This is a genomic window from Prauserella flavalba (assembly GCF_003202235.1).
In the GTDB taxonomy this organism is placed as follows: Bacteria; Actinomycetota; Actinomycetes; order Mycobacteriales; family Pseudonocardiaceae; genus Prauserella_A; species Prauserella_A flavalba.
Genome location: NZ_MASU01000002.1, coordinates 25,444 through 47,565 on the forward strand (window position 1 = coordinate 25,444; position 22,122 = coordinate 47,565).

The window sequence follows — 22,122 nt, forward strand, 5'->3', positions numbered from 1 at the left end:
CGCAGGGTGTCCACACAGGAGTGTCGACAGACGAGGCGGAACGGATCGTCCTCGACATCGCGGGCAAGCTCGGGCTCGACGGGCCGGTGTCCGAAGTGCTCGGAGAACTACGCGCACTGTCCATACCGGACACTGCCGAGCCCGCGCGGAGCCTGGTGTTCGACGTCGCCGCGCGGCTTGTCGAGGCTGTCGGCGGGCTGGACCGGTCCGACTTCCTGTTCGCCGCCGTGCGCGCCGCGACCCGGATCCTCGCCGACTTCGTCACGCAGGCCGGTCAGCTGAGCGGGCCGAGCACGCGGTCGAGGTAGGCGTTGCCGAACAGGTCGAACGGGTCCACCTCCTTGCGCACGGCCAGGAAGTCGTCGAAGCGCGGATACCGCTGCCGCAGTGCCGCGGCGTCGAGATCGTGCAGCTTGCCCCAGTGCGGGCGGCCGCCCACGGCACCGGCGATCTCGCCGAACGCGGTGAAGTACTCGCGGTAGGGCATGCCGACGTACTGGTGGATGGCGATGTAGGCGGAGTCGCGGCCGTAGGCGGTGGAGAGCCAGACGTCGTCGGCCGCCGCGACGCGCACCTCCACCGGGAACGCCACGGGATCGGCGAGCTTCGGCACCAGCGCGCGCAGCTCACCGAGCACGTCGTGCACCGACTCCCTCGGCAGCGCGAACTCCGACTCAACGAATCGCACCGAGCGCTGGGTGACGAACACGCGGTGGGAGGCGTCGCTGTACTCCCGCCCGGACAGCGCCGCCGAGGAGAGCCTTCCCAGCGACGGCACCAGCCTGGGCACGGCGCGGCCCACGCGGCACAGCGTGCCGAACGCGGCGTTCTCCATGATCGTGTAGTCGACGAACCGGCGAACGTTCGACAGCGGGCGGGCAGGACTGCCCGGTTCGAGCCGGTTGTTGCGCTTGACCAGTGCGTTGCGGCCGTGGGGGAACCAGTAGAACTCGAAGTGGTCGTTGTGCTCGGCGAAGTCGTGGAACCCGTCGAGCACCTGCTCCAGTGGCTCGGGCCGCTCCTGCGCCCTCAGCACGAATGCCGGTTCGCAGCGCAGGGTCACGGTGCTGAGTACCCCCAGTGCGCCGAGGCCTACCCGCGCGGCGGCGAAGAGGTCCGGCCTGCGTTCGGGTGAGCACGACACCACCGAGCCGTCGGCCAGCACGATCTCCAGCGCCGCGACCTGCGTGGCCAGGCCGCCGAATCGGGCGCCGGTGCCGTGGGTGCCGGTGGAGATCGCGCCCGCGATGGTCTGCGCGTCGATGTCACCCAGGTTGGTCATGGCGAGGCCGCGTGCGGCCAGCTCGGCGTTGAGCGCGCGCAGCGTGGTGCCCGAGCGCACGGTGACCAGGCCGGTTTCCGGGTCGGCGGCGACGATGCCCGTCCACGCGCCGAGGTCGATCGCGTCGGAGTCGGTCGCGGCGATGTCGGTGAAGGAGTGGCCGCTGCCGAGTGCGCGCACGCGCCGCCCTTCGACGGCGGCGTCGGCGACCACCTCGGCGAGCTCGGCGGTGCTGCGCGGCCGGTGGACGCGGCGCGGGTGCGCCACGGCCGTTCCCGCCCAGTTGGTCCACGCTGACAACGGCTGCCTCCCCGATGGTCTGGGTTTGGCCACGATAAGTGAATACGATTCGCGTTACAAGCCTTCCTGGCGTAACGTACGCGCCGTGACCACGGGAAACGGCGCGGCGTACGACCTCGCGACGAAGGATCTCGACCCGCCGCTGGCCATTGTCGACCTCGAGGCGTTCGACGCCAACGCGGCCGACCTGGTGCGCCGTGCCTCCGGCCTTTCGGTGCGGGTGGCGAGCAAGTCCATCCGCTGCCGGTATCTGCTGGAACGGGCGCTCGCGCTGCCGGGTTTCGCGGGTGTGCTCAGCTATTCGCTGGCTGAGGCGCTCTGGCTCTTCCGGCAGGGCAGCAGCACCGACCTCGTGGTGGCCTACCCGACCGTCGACCACGGCGCCCTGCGGGAACTGGCCGCCGACGACGCCGCCCGCGCCGCGATCACGATCATGGTCGACTCGGCCGAGCACCTCGACCTCGTCGAGGCCGCGCTCGGCAGGCATCACCCCGAGATCAGGGTGGCCCTCGAACTCGACGCGTCGTGGCGTCCGCTGCCCGGTGTGCATGTCGGCACGCGCCGCTCGCCGGTGTTCACCGCACGCCAGGCGGGCGAGCTCGCCCGCAGGATCGTGGACCGTTCCGGCTTCTCCCTCGTCGGCATGATGGCCTACGAGGGACAGATCGCCGGTGTTCCCGACGGCGCGCCCGGCCTGCGCGGCGGGCTGGTCCGCTGGATGCGGCGCCGCTCCGCCGCCGAGCTCGCCGGGCGTCGCGCGAAGGCGGTCGAGGCCGTGCGCGAGGTGGCCGACCTGGAGTTCGTCAACGGCGGCGGCACCGGCAGCCTCGAGACGACGAGCGCCGAGCGGTCGGTCACCGAGGTCGCGGCGGGCTCCGGACTGCTCGGTCCCGCGCTGTTCTCCCAGTACACGCGGTTCACGCCCCGGCCGGCCGCCCTGTTCGCGCTGCCCGTCGTGCGCAAGCCTGCGCGCCGCATCGCGACCGTGTTCGCCGGCGGCTACGTCGCGTCGGGGCAGGCCGGGGTGTCGCGGTTGCCCTCGCCATACCTGCCTGCCGGGTTGCGGCTGCTCGGCGTCGAGGGTGCGGGCGAGGTGCAGACGCCGGTCACCGGCCCCGCCGCGCGCGATCTGTGCCTCGGCGACCGGGTGTGGTTCCGGCATGCCAAGTCGGGCGAGCTGGCGGAGCACTTCACGGAGTATCACCTCGTGCAGGGTGACCGCGTGGAGCGCACGGCGCCGACCTACCGGGGCGAGGGCCGCGCGTTCGGCTGAGTTGTCCACAGCGTGTGCAAGGCTGTGGACAACCCGGTTCCTCATTCGCCGAACCGGCTCGCCAGATAGCCCTTGATCAGCGCCTTCGTCTCGGTGAGCACTTCGGGATCGCCCTGGGGATCGTTGCGGAAGGCGAAGTTCAGCAACCCGTCCGCCGCCTCCACCGCGATCGAGATCGGCAGCGTCAGCCGTTCCGGCTCCAGGTCGACGTGCCTGGCGACGAGCGCCGCGAGCGAATCGGTGATCACGCGGTTGTTGGTGCGCTGCTCGTCCAGCAGGCGGACGTCCACGACGTCGCCGAAATGCACGCGGGAGAAGCCCGGCACCTCGCGGTGCATCTGCAGGTAGATGTCGAGCAGTGAGTCGACGACGTCCCACCAGTGCTCGTGCTCGCCACCACCCAGCCGCTCGCTGACCGCGGCGACGAACCGGTCGAGGTTGCGCTGGGTCAATGCCTGCACGACCGCACGTTTGTCGGGGAAGAACTGGTACAGCGAGCCCACGGCAACCCCGGCCCGCTTCGCGATGAGGGTGGTGGTCAGCGCCTCGTAGCCGACCTCCTGGAGCAGCTCGGCGCTCGCGTCCAGCATGCGTTCGACGCGTTTGGCGCTGCGCTGCTGGACGGGCTGCCGACGCAGGGGCGTCGTCTCGTTCGGCGTCACGGCCTGGTTCTCGGACACGTCGTGCTCCTCGCTGTGCAGGTCAGCGACTTTATCGTGCTGGTGACCTGCTTCTCGGTCGAGTGAACACTTCGCGCGGGCAAGAACCGGGCGAATGGGAACCGCGGGCCGGTGCCGGTCGGGGGAGGGGGAGTGCAACGGCACCGGCCCGCGGAGTATCGGGGCCGCACTGTGGGCGGGGTTTCACAGCGTGCGATATGCAGTTGTGCGGCGATCACTCGGCGCTCAACCTAACCGGCGGATTACCACTTTCGCCAGAGGCTGACGCACATTATTTTGGATTAATCGCCGACCGGTTGCGACCGGCGACCGGCTCATCTCGCTCGGGGGTACGGACGAGCCGGCCGCCGACCTTGGCGAGAACATCTCGCCGCCTGTGTCCGTTACCGGGCGGGGCTCCCGGTAACGGCGTGCCGGCCTGCCGGCACGGGGACCAGGGCGTGCTTGCCCTTCTGTTGCGGGACCGGCTGTGGTTCAGCCGGCGTGGGGACCGCGTGAGACTGTTGCGCGGCGGCCGGGGCCGCCCGGCGGCGTCCCCTCCGTCGCGTGTCCTGCTGGGGCGCCAGCCCACCGGCGACCAGGTGCTCGTGGGCCACCTGCCAGACCGTGCAGGGCGCCTTGCACTTGTGCCACCGCGTCGAGCACGTGGGGCAGTCGCCCCGCTCGTCCGGCTCGTGCGAGCGCAGCATGGCGCGCCAGCCCTCGGTCAGCCGGGGCAGTTCGGACCGCGCCACGGAGACCAGCGAGGGAGCGTCTGCGCGGCTCGCCAGATCGGAGAGCATGTCGAGGCGTTCCCACACCGCGTTGCGGAGCACCTGTCCGAGGATCTGATCCACCTGGAACTCACCGTCACCTTTCCGCCAGCTTGGCGGCTTCGTTGAGCGCGGCCCGCAGCTGGCCGAGCTGGCCTGCCGTGAGCCGCGCCGTCTCGCCGGGAGGCCCGACGAGCACCACTTCGTCGTCGTCTACGAACACCGTCAGGCAACGCTCACGACTGATCAGGTCGCCGCACTGCACACGCCACACGAGCTGTCCGCCCTCGTACCTGCGGACAGCGGCGGCGCGGGGGTCTGCCGTCGACGCTGACGACAGCGGCTGACGCGCCTTCTCGCCGACCAGAGACCGGTGCACGGGCGTCGTGCCGGTCGCAGCACGTCCTGCTGTGATCGAGTGCACGAACTCCACGTTCCTCTCCACTCTCCCGGCGTCAGGCGCTTGAGCCTGTTCCTTGCTGTGGTAGCTCTCCGTGACTGCGCTGGGTATTCACCCGGCCACGGAGATCTGCGAACTACATTGCGACGAAAAGAACGCCGAAAGAAGGCTTGGTGGGCGTCATAGCGGCGACCGGCCCGAGTTCCACGTTAAGCGGTCGGGGAACTTCGGCTGGGCCGATCAGCGCGCACAAACAGCGTTTCGCAGGGTTCAATAGGGGTGCTTACGCTGCTTACCGACGCCCGACAGGACTGTGGAGGGCCGCACGTGGACACAGGTGACGCCAAGCAGGGCCGGATCAACCCGAAGCTCTGGGAAGCCCCGGAGATGAGGGATGCCCTCGCGAGCAGAAACATCAGCGAGGTCTACCGCCAGCTGCGTAAACACGGTGTCTCGCAGCGTCAGATCGCCGCCATGACCGGCCAGTCGCAGTCCGAGGTCTCGGAGATCCTCAAGGGACGCCAGGTCATGGCCTACGACGTTCTCTCCCGGATCTCCACAGGCCTGGGCATCCCACGTGGATACATGGGCCTCGCCTACGACGAGGCCACGGAGATTCAGGTCGTCGGCGCGGCCGACGAGCAGCAGGCTGAGGAGGACGAGTCCGTGAAACGGCGGAAGTTCCTCGCGCACGCCGCACAGGTGACGATGGGGGCAGCGGTCTTCGGACCTGCGTCCGACGCCTGGGCGGCGAGTCCCGCAAGGACACCCGCACCTGGGCGGATCGGCATGACCGACGTCCGGCAGGTGGAAGCGGCAACAAGGGCGCTCCGCGCGCTCGACTACCAGTACGGCGGCGGGTTCTGCCGGGACGCCGTCGTCGCCCAGCTGTCCTGGGGACAGCAGATGCTCCAGGCCAGCGGTACCGAACTGGTCAAGTCCCGGCTCTACGTCGCGCTGGCCGACCTGCACAGCCTCGCGGGTTGGACCTCGTTCGACATCGGACTCATCGACTCCGCGCGCGGGCACTTCGCCAATGCGCTGGACCTGGCGAAACAGGGCGAGAACCACCCGCTCGTCGCCAACATCCTGTACCGCATGGGCCGCGTCTACCTGCACCAGGAGGCGCCGAACGACGCGCTCAAGCTGTTCCAGCTCGGGCAGATCGCCGCGCAGGAGTCCGGTTCGGAGCTCGCCGTGGCCGTGCTCTGCGCCAACGAGGCGTGGGCCTACGCGATGATGGGCAACGCGGAACAGGCCATCAAGCTGCTGGGCCGGACGCGGGACGAGTTCGCGCGCGCCGACCTCGCCAACGCCGAGTCGTGGGTGCGGTTCTTCAACGAGACCGACGTCTACGCGATGATCGGCACCGTCCACACGGCACTCGCGCACCAGGCGGACTCCGCGCACACGAAGTACGCGATCCCCGCGCTGAGCAGGGCCATCGGCGACTACGGCGATGACATGGCCCGCAGCAGGACGTTCAACCTGAGCATGCTGGCCACCAACCACATGATCGACGGCGACATCGATCAGGGCGCGAAGGTCGGCGGCAAGGCGCTCGACGCCGCCGAGGGCCTCAAGTCGGCCAGGATCGAGCAGCGCATGCGCCCGCTGAAGGAGGAAGCGGCGCGGCGCAGCAACAACTCCGACGCTCGCGAACTCGTGGAACGGATGACCACGTTCTTCGCGTAGGCAGGCGCGCCGAGGATCCTTGAACGGGCGGTTCACCAGGGAGAAGCTGGACCAGGTTCTGCGGCAGACGTGTGTCCGCCTCGGCCTCGACCACCGCGGCGCGAAGCTGCTGCGGTTCACCAACAACGCGGTGTATTCCCTGGTGAACGACCCTGTCGTGGTGCGGATCGTGGGGTCGCGTGCGCTGCGGCACCGGGCGCGCAAGGTGGTGGCCGTCGCCGAGCACTTCGCCCGGCACGGCGTGCCCGCGATCCGGCTCGTGGCGGGTGTTGAGCAGCCGCTGCACGTCGACGAGCACGTGGTGACCGTCTGGGAGAAGGTGCCCGGCACCGGAGGCCGCGCCACGTCCGCCCAGCTCGCCGTGCTGCTCCGCCAGGTGCACGCACTGCCTCCGCCGGACGGCGTCGGGCACTGGCAGCCGCTCGCCGACGTGCGCGCGAGGGTGTCCGACGCCGAGGAGCTCGCCCCCGGCGACCGGCGGTTCCTGCTCGAACGCTGCCGCGAGGTGGAGGCCGAGCTGGCCGAGCTCGAGTTCGCGCTGCCAACGGCGCTCGTGCACGGCGACGCCCATCCCGGCAACGTCATCGTGGGCGACGACGGCCCCGTCCTGTGCGACTTCGACTCCGCGTGCGCGGGCCCACCCGAATGGGACCTGATCCCGCTGGCGGTGGGTAGGCAGCGGTTCGGGGACCCCTCGGCCTGGTATCGGGCGCTGGTGCGGACCTACGGTTTCGACGTCACGTCCTGGGAGGGGTTCGGCGTGCTGCGGGCGGCCAGGGAACTCAAGCTGACCACGAGCGTGTTGCCGATCATGCGCAGTCATCCGGCCGTGCGACACGAGCTACATCGCAGGCTGGACGACCTCAGGGCGGGGCGACAGCACACCCGGTGGGTGCGGTACCGCTGAACGGGGCCGGTTTTTGCTTTCATTCAACGACAAGATCTGACCGTTCGTCGTTTGCGATTTTCCCGGTCGCTCGGGGTGACAATTTCACCCCGGCTGATCACTTCGGACGGTTGACGGGACGTCAACCGGTGCAATTTGCAGCCACACAGCGTCACTAGCTGCGGTTTTCCACCTGCCTCAGCCGCTCCCGCACCTCGCCGGCCTCGGGCCTGCCGAGCTCGGTGAAGATCGGCAGCACCGCCTCGTAGCGCCGCCTCGCCTCGTCGGCGCGGCCCGCCGACTCGGCCACCTCCGCGAGCACCTGCATGGCCCTGGCCTCCTCGAACGCCGACCCGCGCTGCCGCATCACCTCGCGTGCCTCGGTGACGTGCTCGGTCGCCTCCGCCGTGCGGCCGTCGAGCGCGAGCGCGCGGGCGAGGTCGATCCGGGCCCTGGCCACGTTGTAGCCGTCTGCCTGCTCGGCGAGCAGCGCCCTGGCCTCGTCGAGCTGCTCGATCGCCTCGCGAGTCCGGCCCAGCCTTGTCAACGTCACGCCGAGGTTGACCTGGGCGAGCGCGACGTCGTGCGGCCGCTCCAGCTCGCGGGAACGGCGCAGGTCGTCGGTGAACTCCCGCAGCGCGTCCTCCAACCTGCCCTGCGCCAGCGCAACCAGGCCGAGTCCCTCGACGGACCTGATCCCCGGCACCTGGTCGCCGTCGGCTCGCAAGGCTCGCAGCGCGCCGCTGTAGTGCTCGACGGCCTCGTCGAACCGCCCCGCGCCCCGGCACGCGGCACCGCAGCGGTTGCGCATGATGACCTCGGCGTCGGCGTTGCCCCACTGCTGGGCACACCGCACGCCGAGCTGGCTCACGGTCAGGAAGTCGCGGTAGTGCTTGCGGAGCAGGAACAGCGGCCACATGGCGTCGCCGAGGTGCCAGGCCAGCTCAGGGTGGTCGAGCTGGGCCGCCGCCTGCATCGCGGCGAAGACGTTGGTGCGCTCACGCTCAAGCCAGTCGAGCGCCTCATCCGCACCGGGCAGCGACGCGGCGTCGGGTCGCCTGCTCGCGTACTCGTAGGGCAGCGGCTCCTGGTCGAGGGTCACGAGGTGAGCGGTCGCGCGCGCCGAGCGGAGGTACCACTCGAGGATCCGCAGCTGGGCGTCCCTGCGTTCGTCGCCGCTCTCGTGCTCCTCGGCCTTCTCGACGGCGTGCAGGCGATACAGGTCGTGGAACGTGTAGCGACCGTCCTCGGGCTCGGTGAGCATGTTGACCTCGACGAGCTCGTCGAGCAACCGCCGGGTCGCCGACACGGAGCCGTTCACGGCCGCCGCGGCCACGCCCTCGCTGAACTCGGCACCCGGATGCAGCCCCAGCAGCCGGTAGGCCCTCGCGGCCTCGGGCGGCAGCGCCTGGTAGGCGAGATCGAACGACGCCTGCACGGAGTCCCCCTCTTTGCCCGCCGAGAGCACCGAGAGCCGTCGCCTGCTCACGCTCAGGTCGGACGCCGTGCGTGCCAGCGTCGCCTTCGGCTTGGCCACCAGCCGCCCAGCCACCGAACACAGCGCGATCGGCAGGCCCGCGGTGAGACGGACGATCGTCGTGGCATGTGCACGTTCAGTATCCACGCGATCGACGCCGAGTGTGTCACGCAGAAGGGTCATGGAGTGCTCGGCGCTCAGCGGTTCCAGAGCGAGCAGGCCCGCGCCCTCGTCCACGGCGAGACCGCCCAGCGGCCTCCTGCTCGTGACCACCACGAGGCTGCCGGGCGCGGCCGGGATCAGCGGCCGTACCTGTGCCTCCGAGCCCGCGTTGTCGAGCAGCACCAGCATCGGCAGCGACGCGGTGAGCGTGCGGTACAGCCCGCCCTGCTCCTCGACGTCGACGGGCACGCGGCTGCCCGGAACGCCGAGCGCGCGCAGGAACTGCCCGAGCACTTCGCCGACCGCCACGGGACCGGTCGGGTCGAACGCGCCGAGGCTCGCCTGCAGGGCACCGCCGGGGAAGCGGTTCGCGATCTCCGTGAGCCAGTGCAGTGCGAGGGCCGTCTTGCCGACGCCGCCGGGTCCGCTGATCACCTGCACCACGGTGCCGCCGCCGGCCGTGGCGAGCGCGTCCCGCAGCCGCTGGAGCTCCTCGGCACGGTTGGTGAACCGGGCAGGCGGCCGCTTGAGCTGGCGCGGAACGACCGGGTCGGGGCCCTTCGGGGCTGCCATGTCAGAGCTTCCTCGCTGCCGCGGCAAGGACCGGTCGATCGTCACGCGTACTCCTCTGCCAGCCACCCTTCCCGTCCGTGATCATCGCGCAGGGTGTGGGCGTGGATACCCGGAAGAACGCGAATTGCGCTGAACGGCGCAGGAGGTGAAGCTGTTCGGTCTAGGCGACCGGGGCGCGGGTCAGGACCACCGCGAAGCCGAACGCGAGCCCCATCACGGTCAGCTCCAGCGTCGCCCACATCGCGAGCGCCGTGTGCTGGTGCCGCATGATCCTGGGCAGCAGCCGGAAGCGCAGGTAGGCGCCGAAGCAGGCGATGGCGGCCGTGCAGGCGAGCTTGAGCAGCACGAGCCCGCCGTACGGCGTGGTGAACAGCGCCGTCCACAGGTCCATCGTCGGGTTCAGGTTCAGCTCGACGAGCCCGTTGAACAGTCCCGTTCCCGCCGAGATCGCCAGGCATATCGTGGCGAGCTTGGAGAACCGGGGCAGGGCGTACGCCAGCAGTGTGCGGTTGCCCACGAGCAGCGCCGCGATCGCGCCGAGCCCGCCCGTCCAGGCCACGGCGCTCATGACGTGCAGCTCCATCGAGATCATCGTGTAGTCGTGGAACGACCAGTTCGAGGCGTGCCCGGTGACCGGAAGGGGCAGCAGCGCGAACAGGCCGAGCCCCACGCGGACCTCGGCGGGCACCTTCTCGCCGTGCCGGACGGCCAGCACGTTCAGTGCCATGAGCCCCAGCGCGAGCACGGCGACGATCAGCAATGCCTTGCCCGCACCGACCGCGACGACGTAGTCGGCGAGGTCGCCGAAGCCGACGGTGCCGGCCCCGGGCCGGTACTCGGCTGTCTGCAGCACGAGGGTGACGAGCGCGGTGACGGCCCACACCAGCGACGCCGCCACCGCGGCGGGCCGGGCGCGGCGGAGCACCGGTTCGGTGAGCTTGGGCCGGTCGTAGCCCACGAGCACCGACAGCAGGGCCAGCCCGATGGCGGCGACCGCCGAGAGGTCCAGCAGCACCCGCACGACCGGGATGCCGACCGAGACCACCCCGCTGACCTCGGCGATGCCGCTGACCGGCGAGGTCGCCGTGAGCGCGATGCCGATGAGCACACCGGCGAGCGCCGAGGCGAGCACGCTGAGCAGGACACCGGCCGTGGCAGGCGAGGTGGTCTCGGCCCTGGTCATGACTACTTGTCCTCCGGTGAGCGGCCCATGCGCAGCGCGACCGTCACCCCGGCCACGAGCAGCGCGGCCGCCAGCACGATCCACACCCACACCGGCACGCCGGACGAGCTCTCGGCGGGCTGACCCTGGTTCGCCTGCGGCTGCGGCGTGTCGGGTGCCGCGGCGGCCGACGACGGAGGCGCGGGGCTGCCCGTGCCCTGGCCAGCCTGCGTGAGCGTGAACCGGATCTCCTTGGAGACCGGGTGCCCGTCGGCGGACAGGATCCGGAAGCCGATCACGTACTCACCGGCGGGTCCGAGCGGACGCACGGGCGCGGTCACGACGTTGCGCTCGACCCGCACGGTTCCCTCGGCGTAGCGGCCGCCGTCCGGCCCGGTGACCGCGACCTCGTTGACGTCGGCCTCCTGCACGGTCTGGTCGAACGTCAGCGTGATCGTGCTGGGCGCGGTGTCGAGCCGCGCGCCCTCGGCCGGGTCGGAGGAGATGAGCGTGTTGTGCGCGGCGGCGGGTCCGGCGGCGCCGAACAGCGTCAGCACCGCGATGCCGGCGACGACGAGTGCCCGCCTCATGACCGGCCCTGCTTCCGGGCCCGCAGGGTCGCACCGACGCCGAAGCCGACGCCGAGCGCGCCGACGGCGAGGCCGGCGCCGCCGAGCCAGCGCGCGGTGGTGTCGCTGGTTGCCGGCGCGGTGTCCTCGGCGTGTGCGCTGCCCTCGGACTCGGCGCTCGCTTGCTCGGCACTCGCGCCGTGCCCGTGTCCGTCACCGGAGGGTTGGGCCAGCTCGACCGTCGGCGCGGGGTGCTCGGGCTCCTCGTCGCCCTTGGCCTCCTGGTTCCAGTTGGCGACGGTGCCGTCGGAGTAGGTCTGCGCGGCGGGCAGCACGAGCGTGTCCACGTCCTCGGGCAGGGGACCCGCGGTGAAGGCGAACTCCTGGTAGGACGTGGTGCCCGCGGGAATCTCGTTGCCGGGCTGCGCGGTCCACGTGATCTTGCTGACCACGTCGTTCTTGGTGACCTCGGCCTTCCAGCCCGGTACCGGCTTGGTGCGGGCGGAGCTGATCGCGTACTCGGCGGGGATGGTCACCTCGACCTTGACCGTGCCCGCCTGCTCCTCCTCGTTGGGCACGCGCAGCACGATGGCGCCGTAGCCGCCCTGCTCCGGCTGGCTGCCGTAGACGTCGGCGGTGACGTGCGCCGAGGCGATACCGGCCGTCGCGAGTCCGGTCGCGCCGAGCGTGGCCGAGACCACGAGCGCACGCCGAAGGAATCGATGTGTCGACATGTAGGTGTTCTCTCCTGAACGAAGTCGGTTCCCGGGAAAGGTGAAGCAGGTGTTCAGGAGGGAACCGGGGGACCGCGCCTGCCGTGGACCCGGCGCAGCAGGACGTCGACGACGTGGGTGCCGCCCGCGGGGCGGACGGTGGCGCGAGCCACTGTGGCCGAGGGCACGGGTGCCGGTGACCACACTCTCGGCAGCAGCAGGCGCAGTGTGGCGACCACCACGAGCAGCATCGACTCGGCGTGGGCGAGCAGCAGGGCCGTACCCAGCGTCGCGAGCACGTGAGCCAGCGTCATGCCGGCGCCGCCGGTCGCGTGGCCGGAAAGTTCGGTGAGCACCAGGTGCATCACCAGCTGGGCGCCGCCGAGCACGAGCAGGATGCCCGGCAGGCCGCGGGTGCGGTCGGCCGCGGCCGTGGACACCCAGCCGATCAGCACGCTCAGCAGCACCGTTGTGGCGGGGTGCGGTAACTCACCATCGGCGAAACCGTGTGCGCTCGTCGCGAGCGCGGCGGAGGAGATCGCGAGCAGGACCCCGCGCGCGGACCGTAACGCGCTGCGAGAAGGGCCTGATCTGCTCACTCGCACAGGGTATTGGAGGGCCGATCCGGGCCCGCGTCGCTACCCGGCGCTCTATTTCATTTGTCGAAACTTCGCAACATTCCGTACGTCTTCGGTTGCTGATTTCCGCTGGATAGGCAACGGTATGTCCACATCGACGGCCGGGGTTTTGCCCCATACCTGCTTGTGGAGCGCTCCCAGGGCCCTAGGGTGTTAACCCGAACGGGTTAACGGCTACGAAAGGAGGCCGCGCCTCCACGAGGCGCGTGCGTATGTCTGAACAGTCTGAAGAAGACAGGTTGGCGGCACGGACGGTGGTGGACGACGGCGACCGTGCCAACGCACCGGAGGAGACCGGCGTCGCCGCCGGTCCCGGCCCAGACGAGCATGTGCCTCCAGTCGTCGCGGCGGACCAGCCCGCCGAGACCGACCGCACGGTGTTCGGCATCGCCGCCGTGCTCGCCCTCGCGATCATCATCTGGGGCATCGCCTCGCCGAGCAGCCTCGCGTCGGTGACCGACACGCTGCTCAACGACGCGGTGATCCCCTACGGCGGCTGGGCCTTCGTGCTCACCGCGTCCGGCTTCGTCGTCTTCGCCGTGTGCCTGGCCATAAGCCGTTATGGCCGGATCAAGCTCGGCAAGGACGAGGAGAAGCCCGAGTTCCGCACGGCGTCGTGGATCGCCATGATGTTCAGCGCGGGCATGGGCATCGGGCTGATGTTCTTCGGCGTGTACGAGCCGGTCTCGCACCTGGCCAGCCCGCCCCCTGGCACGGCGGCGCCGAACTCCGACGAGGCCGTGCACACCGCGATGGCCACGACGCTGTTCCACTGGACCGTCCACCCGTGGGCGATCTACGCCGTGGTCGGTCTCGCCATCGCCTACAGCACGTTCCGCCGCGGCCGCAGCCAGCTGATCAGCGCCGTGTTCGAGCCGCTCATCGGCAAGCGGCGCAGCGAGGGCCCGCTCGGCAAGGCCATCGACGTGATGGCGATCTTCGCCACGCTGTTCGGCTCGGCCGCGTCGCTCGGTCTCGGCGCGCTCCAGGTCGGCGGCGGCATGGCCTCGGTCGGCTGGATCGACAACCCCGGCACGGGGCTGCTCGTCGGCATCATCGCCGTGCTCACCGTGGCGTTCATCGCCTCCGCCGTCTCCGGCGTCGCCAAGGGCATCCAGTGGCTGTCCAACATCAACATGGTCCTCGCGGCCGTGCTGGCGCTGTTCGTGCTGGTGGTCGGCCCGACCGTGCTGATCCTCAACCTCGTGCCGAACGCGATCGGCGACTACTTCCGTGAGCTCGCCGAGATGTCCGGCCGTTCCGGCGTCACCGGCGGCGAGGAGATGCAGACCTGGCTCGGCGGCTGGACCGTCTTCTACTGGGCCTGGTGGATCTCCTGGACGCCCTTCGTCGGCATGTTCATCGCCCGCATCTCCCGCGGCCGCACCATCCGGCAGTTCATCATCGGCGTCATCGCGGTGCCGAGCGTGGTTAGCCTCATCTGGTTCGCGATCTTCGGTGGTGCCGCGATCGACCAGCAGCGGGGCGGCGTCGACATCGCGGGCGCGGGCGGCGAGGAGGCCGCGACGTTCGAGCTGCTCCAGCACCTGCCGTGGTTCGTGCCGATCGCCGTGATCGTGATGATCCTCGTGTCGATCTTCTTCGTCTCCGGGGCCGACGCCGCCTCGGTGGTCATGGGCACGCTCTCGCAGAAGGGCACCGTGGAGCCGAAGAAGAACGTGGTGATCTTCTGGGGTGTGCTCACCGGTGCGGTGGCCGCCGTGATGCTCCTCGTCGGCGGGGACAGCGCGCTCACGGGTCTGCAATACCTGACGATCCTCGTCGCGGTTCCGTTCGTGATCGTCATGCTGGGCCTGTGCGTGTCGGTGTACCGCGATCTGCGGCACGACCCGCTCATGATCAAGGAGGACGAGATGATGCGTTCGCTCGAAGCCATCCACGCCGAGCGGACGGATGAGAGGCGGAAGCGCAGGCCGTTCCGGAGCCGCAGGCCGTGAATCTCCTCGACTACGTAGCCGACCGGTGGGATCGGCTGTCCCTGCAAGCGTGGCTGCACGTCAGTGAGGTCGTGCAGTCCACGCTCATCGCCGCGGTCATCGGCGTGCTGATCGGGGTCGCGGTGTACCGCAGCCCCATCGGCTCCGCCGTGGCCACGGCTCTGGCCAGCACGATCCTCACCATTCCGTCGTTCGCGCTGCTCGGGCTGCTCATCCCCGTCTTCGGGCTCGGTGCGCTGCCGACGGTGATCGCGCTAGTGCTGTACGCGCTGCTGCCGATCACCCGCAACACGATCGTCGGCCTCGCCGGCGTGGACCCGGCCGTGACCGATGCCGCGAAGGGCATCGGCATGAGCCGGACGGCCGTGCTGACGAGGGTCGAGCTGCGACTCGCCTGGCCGGCGATCCTTGCCGGGATGCGCGTGTCCACCCAGATGCTCATGGGCATCGCGGTGATCGCCGCATACGCCAAGGGTCCCGGCCTGGGCAGCGAGGTCTTCTCCGGCCTGACGCGGGCCGGCAGCGCCAACGCGACCAACCAGGCGCTCGCCGGCACGCTCGGTGTCGTCATCCTCGCCCTGCTGCTCGAGGGCGTCTATTTCCTCATCGCTCGCTTCACCATCTCGAGGGGTATCCGTGGCTGAGAACGTCAGTGGCGTCGAGATCCAGCTGGAGAACGTCACCAAGCGCTACCCGGGCACCCGGGAGCCCGCGGTGAAGGACTTCACCATGACGATCCCGGCCGGCAAGATCGTGATCCTCGTCGGGCCCTCGGGCTGCGGCAAGACCACGACCATGCGGATGATCAACCGCCTGATCGAGCCCAGCTCGGGCCGCATCACCATCGGCGGGGAGGACGCGCTCAAGCTCAACGGCGACGCGCTGCGCCGCAAGGTCGGCTACGCGATCCAGCAGGCGGGCCTGTTTCCGCACTTCACCGTGGCGCAGAACATCGCGGTGGTCCCTGGCCTGCTCGACTGGGACAAGAAGCGCATCTCCGACAGGGTCGACGAGATGATGGACCTCGTCGGCCTCGACCCCGCCGTGTACCGCGACCGGTACCCGCGCCAGCTCTCCGGTGGGCAGCAGCAGCGCGTCGGCGTGGCGAGGGCGCTCGCCGCCGACCCGCCGGTGCTGCTGATGGACGAGCCGTTCGGCGCGGTCGACCCCATCACGCGCGGCAACCTGCAGGACGAGCTGCTGCGCCTGCAGCTGGAGCTGCGCAAGACGATCGTGTTCGTCACCCACGACTTCGACGAGGCCGTGAAGCTCGGCGACAAGATCGCCGTGCTGGGTGACCAGTCGACGATCCAGCAGTACGACACGCCGGAGGCGATCCTCGCCAACCCGGCCAACGACATGGTGGCCGGGTTCGTCGGTGCGGGCGCCTCGCTCAAGCAGCTCACGCTGCTGCGCGTGCGCGACGTCGACTACCACGACGACGCGCTCACGGTCGTCGCGCCGGACAGCTCGCCCTCGGACCTGCGCAAGCGGATGACCGAGCTGGGCAAGACCTACGCGCTCGTGCTCGACGCGCGGAAACGCCCGCAGCGCTGGGTGCACGTCCGCGACCTTTCGACGGCGAGCACGCTCGCGACCGTCGGCAGGCCGGTCGGTGACATGGTGAGCACGCAGTCCACGCTGCAGGATGCGCTCGAGGCGATCCTGTCCGAGGGCGGCAACGCGGTGGTCACCGGTTCGCGCGGCGAGTACGTCGGCACCATCGACATCAACACGGTGACCGACACCATCCAGCAGCTGCGCGAGGAGCACGACGCCGGGAGCGCGGCCTCGTGAGCAGTACCACCGAGATCCAGGGCTTCTCCACCGAGTCGGGCTCGCGCCGCGCTGACCGGGTGCGGCTGTTCGCCCAGCCCGCCGCGGTCGTGGTGATCGTGGGCCTCGTGCTGGTGTGGGCGTTCACGCGCACCAACGACAGCATCGAGGCCGAGTCGATCCAGGCCGGCGTGCTGCTCGACAAGACGTGGGAGCACGTGCTGATCACGCTCGTCGTCGCCGCGATCGTCGTCGGCATCGGTGTACCGCTCGGCATGGTGCTCACGCGGTCGTGGGCAAGGCCCGTCGCGCCGCTGTTCATCGGCATCGCCAACATCGGGCAGGCGGCACCGGCGCTGGGTGTGCTGGTGCTGTTCTTCCTGTGGACGGAGTGGGACGGCCTGTGGGCCGCCGCGCTGCCGATCGCCTTCTACTCGCTGCTTCCGGTGCTGCGCAACACCATCGTCGGCATCCAGTCGGTGGACCCCGCGCTCGTCGACGCGGGCAAGGGCATCGGCATGTCGTCCTCCGGTGTGCTGTTCCGCATCGAGGTGCCGCTGGCGATCCCGCTGATCCTCGCCGGTCTGCGGACGTCGCTGGTGCTCGCCGTCGGCACGGCCACGCTGGCGTTCTTCGTCAACGGTGGGGGGCTCGGCGAGCTCGTCGACACCGGCTACAAGCTCAACCGGGTGTCGGTGCTCGTGGTCGGCGCGGTGCTGGCCGTCGGCCTGGCGTTGCTGGTCGACTGGGTGGGCGCGCTGCTGGAGGAGTACCTGGGACCGAAGGGACTGTCATGAGGCGCAAGCTGCGCGCGGTCCTCGGTGCCGCGCTGCTGATGGCCACCACCTCGGCGTGCGGGCTCACCGTCAACGCCGCGCTGCCGTTCGACGTGCAGCCGGGTTCGATCAAGCCGGTGCCCGAGCTGCAGGGCGTCGACGTGACGGTGGGGTCCAAGGACTTCACCGAGCAGATCATCCTCGGCTACATCGCCGAGCTGGCGCTGGAGGCGGCCGGGGCGAACGCCATCGATCTGACCAACATCAACGGCTCCAACAGTTCCCGGTACGCCCTCATCGACGGGCAGATCGACCTGCAGTGGGAGTACACGGGCACGGGCTGGCTGTCCTACCTCGGCTACGACAAGCCGTTGCCGGAGGAGGACGAGCAGTACGAGGCGGTGCGCAAGGCCGACCTCGAGCAGAACGGCGTTGTGTGGCTGCCGTACTCGGAGGTCAACAACACCTACGCGTTCGCGACCACCGAGGCCTTCGCGCAGAAGCACAACCTGAAGACCACCACGGACATGACGAACTTCCTGAAGGAGAACCCGCAGGAGGGCGTCTTCTGCGTGGAGACGGAGTTCGCGAGCAGGCCCGACGGCATGCCCGGTGTGCAGAAGACGTACGGCTTCGACGTCACGACCACGAAGACGTTCGGCACCGGGGCGATCTACAGCGCCATCGCGGCCGGCACGTGCAAGTTCGGCGAGGTCTTCACCACCGACGGCCGCATCGCGGGACTGAACCTGCGGGTGCTGCAGGACGACAAGAAGTTCTTCCCGCAGTACAACGCGTCCGTGACGTTGCGCAAGGAGTTCCTCGACCAGTACCCGCAGATCGCGGACGTGATGGCGCCCGTCACCGAAGCGCTGAACAACGACGAGATCATCGAGCTCAACAAGCGGGTCGACGTGGACGGGGAGGACCCGGCGAAGGTCGCCCGCGACTGGATGATCGAGAAGGGTTTCATCAACTGAGCTATTTCTGGAATCATGGCGACATGCCTGCTGTCTGGGAACACTCCGGTATCTGTGCCCTGCTGCTGCGGCGCGGCCGCCTCGGCTCGCCGCCGTGCTGAGGCCATTCCGGATCCCATTTATTTTTTGACAGTAAGGAATTAAATTCCCATGACTCTGGAATTGTCCGATCGTTCTGCCCTGCGCGAAGCACGAGTGCCTGCCGGCGGGATTCTCGAAGGCCCTCGGGTGCTGAACCGGCTGCCCGAGGGCGTCGAGTCCCGGCCGTACGAGCTGTTCGGGGTGCGCCCGCTCGGGCGCGTCATCGGTGCCGAGATCGATGGTGTGGACCTCGGTGAGCCAGTGACCCCCGAACTACGGGAGGAGCTCAACCGCGCGCTGCTGGAGTGGAAGGTGCTGTTCTTCCGCGACCAGGACATCACCCCGGCGCAGCAGCGCGCGTTCGCGCGCAACTGGGGCCCGCTGGAGACCAACCCGTTCATCCCGGCCGGCGACACCGACGAGGTCACGCGGTTCGAGCGCAGTGCCTCGATGCCGGGCTTCGAGAACATCTGGCACACCGACGTCACGTTCCGCCCCAACCCGGCGCTGGGCTCGGTGCTGCGGCTGGTGACCGTTCCGCCGGTGGGTGGCGACACGATGTGGGCCGACATGGCCGCGGCGTACGACAACCTGCCCGAGGACGTGAAGGCCCGCATCGACGGCCTCAAAGCGGTGCACGACTACCTGCCGGGCTTCGACCGCTTCTCCGACCCCGAGGTGCTCGCCCAGTGGCAGGAGCAGTTCCCGCCGGTCGAGCACCCGGTGGTGCGCAGGCACCCGGAGACGGGCAGGCGGACGCTGTTCGTCAACCAGTCCTTCACGACCCACATCGTGGGGATGGACCGGGACGAGAGCGACCGGCTGCTGCACTACCTGTTCACGCAGGCGCATGTGCCGGAGTACCAGGTGCGGTTCCGCTGGACCGAGAACGCCGTGGCCTTCTGGGACAACCGCGCCACCCAGCACTACGCGGTGAACGATTACGCGCCGCACCCGCGCGTCGCCGAGCGCGTCGCCATCGCGGGCGACCGCCCCTTCTAGCCCCTGCCGACTGCAGTGAAGGCCACCATCACTGCGTTCAACGCAGTGATGGTGGCCTTCACTGCAACTGGGCGAGGCTAGATGCCGAGGCGGTGGAGGAGCTGGGACTCAATGTGTTCCAGCTCCGCGGCGACGGCCCGGTGGGCGGCCTTGCGGCGCGCGGCGGGCATCCGCTCGGCGGCGCGCACGGACGCGGCGAGCTGTTCGAGGGTCGACCGGCCGCGTTCGGCGAAGGTCAGGTCGTCGTCGGTGACCTTGGGCGAGCGGCGCAGCTCGGTGAGCCCGTCGGCGGCACCCGCGATGCGGGCGAGCAGCGCGCCGCCCCTGCCGGTGTACTCGCTGAGCTGCTCGACGCCGATGCCCATGCGACGCGCCTGGTAGCGGTCGTAGGCGTCTCTCGCGACACCGGCGGCCCGCACCGCGAGCGGGGCCACCACCGGCACAGCGGCAGGGATGATCACCTTGGCCACGCGGACGGCGTTCTTGGCCTTCTTCGGCGTCAGTGCGGACTCGTGCTCGACGTTTCCGGCGGCCTCGGCGGCCTTGTCTCGGGAGTGTCGGTGCCCTCTCATACAGTGAGCGTATGGCAAACGAGGTGCTACTGGACGCGGGAGTGGTGACCCGCTGCCGTCGGCGTGTGCACCTCGACAACGACCCGACCATGCGCGACGCCCCGCAAGCGCCGCCGGATCCGGCCGCCGAGCAGCGGATCGCCGACGCGAGGGCCCACCGGGCGGAGATCGCGGAGCGGTTGCGCGCGGCCACGGGCGCGCCCTGGGCGGTGGTCCCGGCCGAGCTGCCTCCATCCGATCGGGTGGGCCTGACGATGACGGCGCTGGAGGAGCGCGTCCCGTTCGTCTGGGGTGGACTGCTGCCGGTCGACACCGAGGGCGGCAGGCGCGGCGGCGTCGAGCTGCTGGTGCGCACGGCCCAGGGATACGTGCCGGTGCTGGTGGTGCGGCACCGCATCACCGACCCCGGCGAGGGCGCCCGCACGGCGCCGATGACCGAGCTCGACCCGGACGACGCGCGCACCGACCCGGCGCGCAAGCTCCGTTCGCACCCACGTGACCAGCTCCGCCTCGCCCACCTCCGGCGCCTGCTGGAGGCCGCGGGCCACGCCGAGCGCGGCAGGGCACTCGGCGGGGTCATCGGGCTCGACGCCGACGTGGTGGTGTGGCACGACCTCGCCGCGCCGACGTGGCCGGGCGGGCGCAGCACGCTGGAGGAGTACGACGAGCGCTTCGCCGACCGGCTCGCTGTCGCCCGCGCGGCCGCCGAGCGGAGGGAGGCACTCGCCGAGCCGTCGCGGATCCTGGAGTGCCGCCGCTGTCCGTGGTGGCCGGTGTGCGAGGCCGACCTCACGCGCATCAGGGACGTGAGCCTCGTCGTGCGCGGCGAGGACGCCGTCGAACTGCGCAAGGTGGGCGTCGGCACGGTCGACAAGCTCGCCGCGCTGGACGTCGCCGACGAGACGCCGATCCAGTGGACGGGCACCACGTTCGTCGACGCGGTCGCGCTCGCGCGCGCGTGGCTGGCCGACCTGACGGTGGTGCGCCGCGTCGCCGACGTCACCGTGCCGCGCGCCGACGTCGAGGTGGACATCGACATGGAGAGCTTCGGCGACTCCGGCGCGTACCTGTGGGGCTGCCTGCTCAGCGGAGCCGACATCGGGGTCGCACCGGGCTATCGGGCGTTCGCGACGTGGGAGGCACTGCCCACTGTGGACGAGGCGCGCTCGTTCGCGGAGTTCTGGGCGTGGCTTTCGGACGTGCGGGCGCGCACCGCCGCCGCGGGCCTGAGCTTCCGCGCCTACTGCTACAACGCGCTCGCCGAGAACCGCTGGTTGTTCGCGTCTGTGGAACGTTTTGCCGGCATGGCGGGCATCCCGCCGAAGGACGAGCTGCGGTCCTTCGTGGACTCCGACGAGTGGGTGGACCTCTTCCGCAGCGTCTCCGACCAGTTCCTGTGCTCACACGGCAAGGGGCTGAAGGTGGTCGCGCCCGTCGCCGGCTTCCGGTGGCGGGACCCGGAAGCCGGCGGTGAGGCGTCGATGCGCTGGTACCGCGACGCGGTGGGCATGGACGGCGAGCTTCCCGACCCGGCCCAGCGCGAGCGGCTGCTGCGCTACAACGAGGACGACGTGCTGGCCACCCACGCGCTGCGCGAGTGGATGACCGGCCCCGCCATGCGCGACGTCCCGTTCATGGGCGACCTCTAGCGCGGCGCCATCCGCAGCGAACCGTCGAGGCGGATCACCTCGCCGTTGAGGTAGTCGTGCTGGACGATGTAGAGCGCCAGCTGCGCGTACTCGTCGGGGCGGCCGAGCCGCTTCGGGAACGGCACGCCCGCGGCGAGGCCCGCGCGGAACTCGTCGCTCACCGTCGCCAGCATCGGGGTGTCGATGATGCCGGGCGCGATCGTCATCACGCGGATGCCGTGCGAGGCGAGGTCGCGCGCCGCGGGCAGGGTCATGCCGACGACGCCGCCCTTGGAGGCCGAGTAGGCGATCTGGCCGATCTGCCCGTCGTAGGCGGCGACCGACGCCGTGTTGATGATGACGCCGCGCTGGTCGTCGGCCAGCGGCTCGGTCTTCGCGATCGCCTCGGCGGCGACCGTGACGACGTTGAACGTGCCGATGAGGTTGACCTCGACGACCTTGCGGAACAGGTTGAGGTCGTGGGGGCCCTTCTTCGACAGGATGCGCGCGGAGGGGCCGATGCCCGCGCAGTTCACGACGGTGCGCAGCGGCGCCCCGGAGCCGGCCGCCTGCTCGACCGCGGCGCGCACCTGCTCGGGGTCGGTCACGTCGGCCTCGACGTACGTGACGCCGTCGATCTGCTCTGCCTTCTCGATCGCGGCGCCGAGGTCGAGCGCGAAGACGCGCGCGCCCTGCTCCGCGAGTGCCCGCGCCGTCGCGCCGCCAAGGCCGGAGGCGCCACCCGTGACGATGGCCGCGGTGTCGGTGATCTGCATGGTCTTCCTTT

22 protein-coding genes are annotated in these 22,122 nt (G+C 70.2%); 11 read left to right on the forward strand and 11 right to left on the reverse strand.

Annotation, left to right across the window (positions count from 1 at the left end):
• Positions 1-20: 20 nt before the first annotated feature.
• Positions 21-308, forward strand: coding sequence for a hypothetical protein (locus BA062_RS02380; RefSeq protein ID WP_146239989.1), 288 nt, complete (start codon positions 21-23; stop codon positions 306-308).
• Here BA062_RS02380 and BA062_RS02385 read toward each other — a convergent pair.
• The gene (locus BA062_RS02385; RefSeq protein ID WP_110334382.1) at positions 275-1,582 is read right to left on the reverse strand and encodes a D-arabinono-1,4-lactone oxidase; all 1,308 of its coding nucleotides are present in this window, start codon (positions 1,580-1,582) and stop codon (positions 275-277) included. The two genes, BA062_RS02380 and BA062_RS02385, sit on opposite strands and share 34 nt — an antisense overlap.
• An 85-nt stretch (positions 1,583-1,667) precedes the next feature.
• Here BA062_RS02385 and BA062_RS02390 point away from each other — a divergent pair, with 85 nt between their 5' ends.
• Complete coding sequence (locus tag BA062_RS02390; RefSeq protein WP_110334383.1) at positions 1,668-2,855, forward strand: amino acid deaminase/aldolase; 1,188 nt, start codon at positions 1,668-1,670, stop codon at positions 2,853-2,855.
• Positions 2,856-2,896: 41 nt separating this feature from the next.
• Here BA062_RS02390 and BA062_RS02395 read toward each other — a convergent pair whose 3' ends face one another.
• From BA062_RS02395 to BA062_RS02405, 3 genes are all read right to left on the reverse strand, one after another.
• Positions 2,897-3,535 (reverse strand): TetR/AcrR family transcriptional regulator, encoded by a 639-nt coding sequence (locus BA062_RS02395; protein WP_110334384.1) that lies wholly within the window; start codon positions 3,533-3,535, stop codon positions 2,897-2,899.
• A 383-nt stretch (positions 3,536-3,918) separates the two neighbouring features.
• Complete coding sequence (locus BA062_RS02400) at positions 3,919-4,371, reverse strand: hypothetical protein (protein ID WP_110334385.1); 453 nt, start codon at positions 4,369-4,371, stop codon at positions 3,919-3,921.
• A gap of 13 nt (positions 4,372-4,384) precedes the next feature.
• Complete coding sequence (locus BA062_RS02405) at positions 4,385-4,720, reverse strand: hypothetical protein (protein WP_110334971.1); 336 nt, start codon at positions 4,718-4,720, stop codon at positions 4,385-4,387.
• Positions 4,721-5,074: 354 nt separating this feature from the next.
• Here BA062_RS02405 and BA062_RS02410 point away from each other — a divergent pair, with 354 nt between their 5' ends.
• Both BA062_RS02410 and BA062_RS02415 read left to right on the forward strand, forming a co-directional pair.
• Positions 5,075-6,382: a helix-turn-helix transcriptional regulator gene (locus BA062_RS02410; protein ID WP_245959686.1), complete on the forward strand. Its 1,308-nt coding sequence runs from the start codon at positions 5,075-5,077 to the stop codon at positions 6,380-6,382.
• 19 nt (positions 6,383-6,401) lie between these two features.
• Entirely contained in the window at positions 6,402-7,289 is an 888-nt protein-coding gene (locus tag BA062_RS02415; protein WP_110334387.1) for a phosphotransferase enzyme family protein, read from the forward strand.
• A gap of 154 nt (positions 7,290-7,443) precedes the next feature.
• Here the strand turns inward: BA062_RS02415 and BA062_RS02420 are convergent, their stop codons facing one another.
• From BA062_RS02420 to BA062_RS02440, 5 genes are all read right to left on the reverse strand, one after another.
• Positions 7,444-9,480, reverse strand: a complete 2,037-nt coding sequence (locus BA062_RS02420) for an ATP-binding protein (protein WP_110334388.1) — start codon at positions 9,478-9,480, stop codon at positions 7,444-7,446.
• A gap of 160 nt (positions 9,481-9,640) precedes the next feature.
• On the reverse strand, positions 9,641-10,663 hold the full coding sequence (locus BA062_RS02425; RefSeq protein ID WP_110334389.1) for a copper resistance D family protein: 1,023 nt from the start codon (positions 10,661-10,663) through the stop codon (positions 9,641-9,643).
• Between the two features lie 2 nt (positions 10,664-10,665).
• Positions 10,666-11,232, reverse strand: a complete 567-nt coding sequence (locus BA062_RS02430) for a copper resistance CopC family protein (protein ID WP_110334390.1) — start codon at positions 11,230-11,232, stop codon at positions 10,666-10,668.
• Positions 11,229-11,945 (reverse strand): YcnI family copper-binding membrane protein, encoded by a 717-nt coding sequence (locus BA062_RS02435; protein ID WP_110334391.1) that lies wholly within the window; start codon positions 11,943-11,945, stop codon positions 11,229-11,231. The genes BA062_RS02430 and BA062_RS02435 overlap by 4 nt, the downstream gene beginning before the upstream one ends.
• A gap of 53 nt (positions 11,946-11,998) precedes the next feature.
• A complete protein-coding gene (locus tag BA062_RS02440) occupies positions 11,999-12,523 on the reverse strand; it encodes a hypothetical protein (RefSeq protein ID WP_245959645.1) in 525 nt (174 codons plus the stop codon).
• A 251-nt stretch (positions 12,524-12,774) separates the two neighbouring features.
• On the opposite strand from BA062_RS02440, the gene BA062_RS02445 reads away from it, so the two are divergent.
• From BA062_RS02445 to BA062_RS02470, 6 genes are all read left to right on the forward strand, one after another.
• Positions 12,775-14,520, forward strand: coding sequence for a BCCT family transporter (locus BA062_RS02445; protein ID WP_110334392.1), 1,746 nt, complete (start codon positions 12,775-12,777; stop codon positions 14,518-14,520).
• The gene (locus BA062_RS02450; protein WP_110334393.1) at positions 14,517-15,164 is read left to right on the forward strand and encodes an ABC transporter permease; all 648 of its coding nucleotides are present in this window, start codon (positions 14,517-14,519) and stop codon (positions 15,162-15,164) included. The genes BA062_RS02445 and BA062_RS02450 overlap by 4 nt, the downstream gene beginning before the upstream one ends.
• Positions 15,157-16,317: an ABC transporter ATP-binding protein gene (locus tag BA062_RS02455; RefSeq protein WP_110334394.1), complete on the forward strand. Its 1,161-nt coding sequence runs from the start codon at positions 15,157-15,159 to the stop codon at positions 16,315-16,317. The genes BA062_RS02450 and BA062_RS02455 overlap by 8 nt, the downstream gene beginning before the upstream one ends.
• Positions 16,314-17,093, forward strand: coding sequence for an ABC transporter permease (locus BA062_RS02460; RefSeq protein ID WP_110334395.1), 780 nt, complete (start codon positions 16,314-16,316; stop codon positions 17,091-17,093). Before BA062_RS02455 ends, BA062_RS02460 begins: the two co-directional genes overlap by 4 nt.
• The gene (locus BA062_RS02465) at positions 17,090-18,052 is read left to right on the forward strand and encodes a glycine betaine ABC transporter substrate-binding protein (protein ID WP_110334396.1); all 963 of its coding nucleotides are present in this window, start codon (positions 17,090-17,092) and stop codon (positions 18,050-18,052) included. The genes BA062_RS02460 and BA062_RS02465 overlap by 4 nt, the downstream gene beginning before the upstream one ends.
• A 150-nt stretch (positions 18,053-18,202) precedes the next feature.
• Positions 18,203-19,135: a TauD/TfdA dioxygenase family protein gene (locus tag BA062_RS02470; protein WP_110334397.1), complete on the forward strand. Its 933-nt coding sequence runs from the start codon at positions 18,203-18,205 to the stop codon at positions 19,133-19,135.
• Between the two features lie 77 nt (positions 19,136-19,212).
• On the opposite strand, the gene BA062_RS02475 is transcribed toward BA062_RS02470, so the two are convergent.
• The gene (locus BA062_RS02475) at positions 19,213-19,707 is read right to left on the reverse strand and encodes a DUF6474 family protein (protein WP_110334398.1); all 495 of its coding nucleotides are present in this window, start codon (positions 19,705-19,707) and stop codon (positions 19,213-19,215) included.
• Between the two features lie 11 nt (positions 19,708-19,718).
• On the opposite strand from BA062_RS02475, the gene BA062_RS02480 reads away from it, so the two are divergent.
• On the forward strand, positions 19,719-21,356 hold the full coding sequence (locus BA062_RS02480; protein WP_110334399.1) for a TM0106 family RecB-like putative nuclease: 1,638 nt from the start codon (positions 19,719-19,721) through the stop codon (positions 21,354-21,356).
• Here the strand turns inward: BA062_RS02480 and BA062_RS02485 are convergent.
• A complete protein-coding gene (locus BA062_RS02485) occupies positions 21,353-22,111 on the reverse strand; it encodes an SDR family NAD(P)-dependent oxidoreductase (protein WP_110334400.1) in 759 nt (252 codons plus the stop codon). The two genes, BA062_RS02480 and BA062_RS02485, sit on opposite strands and share 4 nt — an antisense overlap.
• Positions 22,112-22,122: the final 11 nt, after the last annotated feature.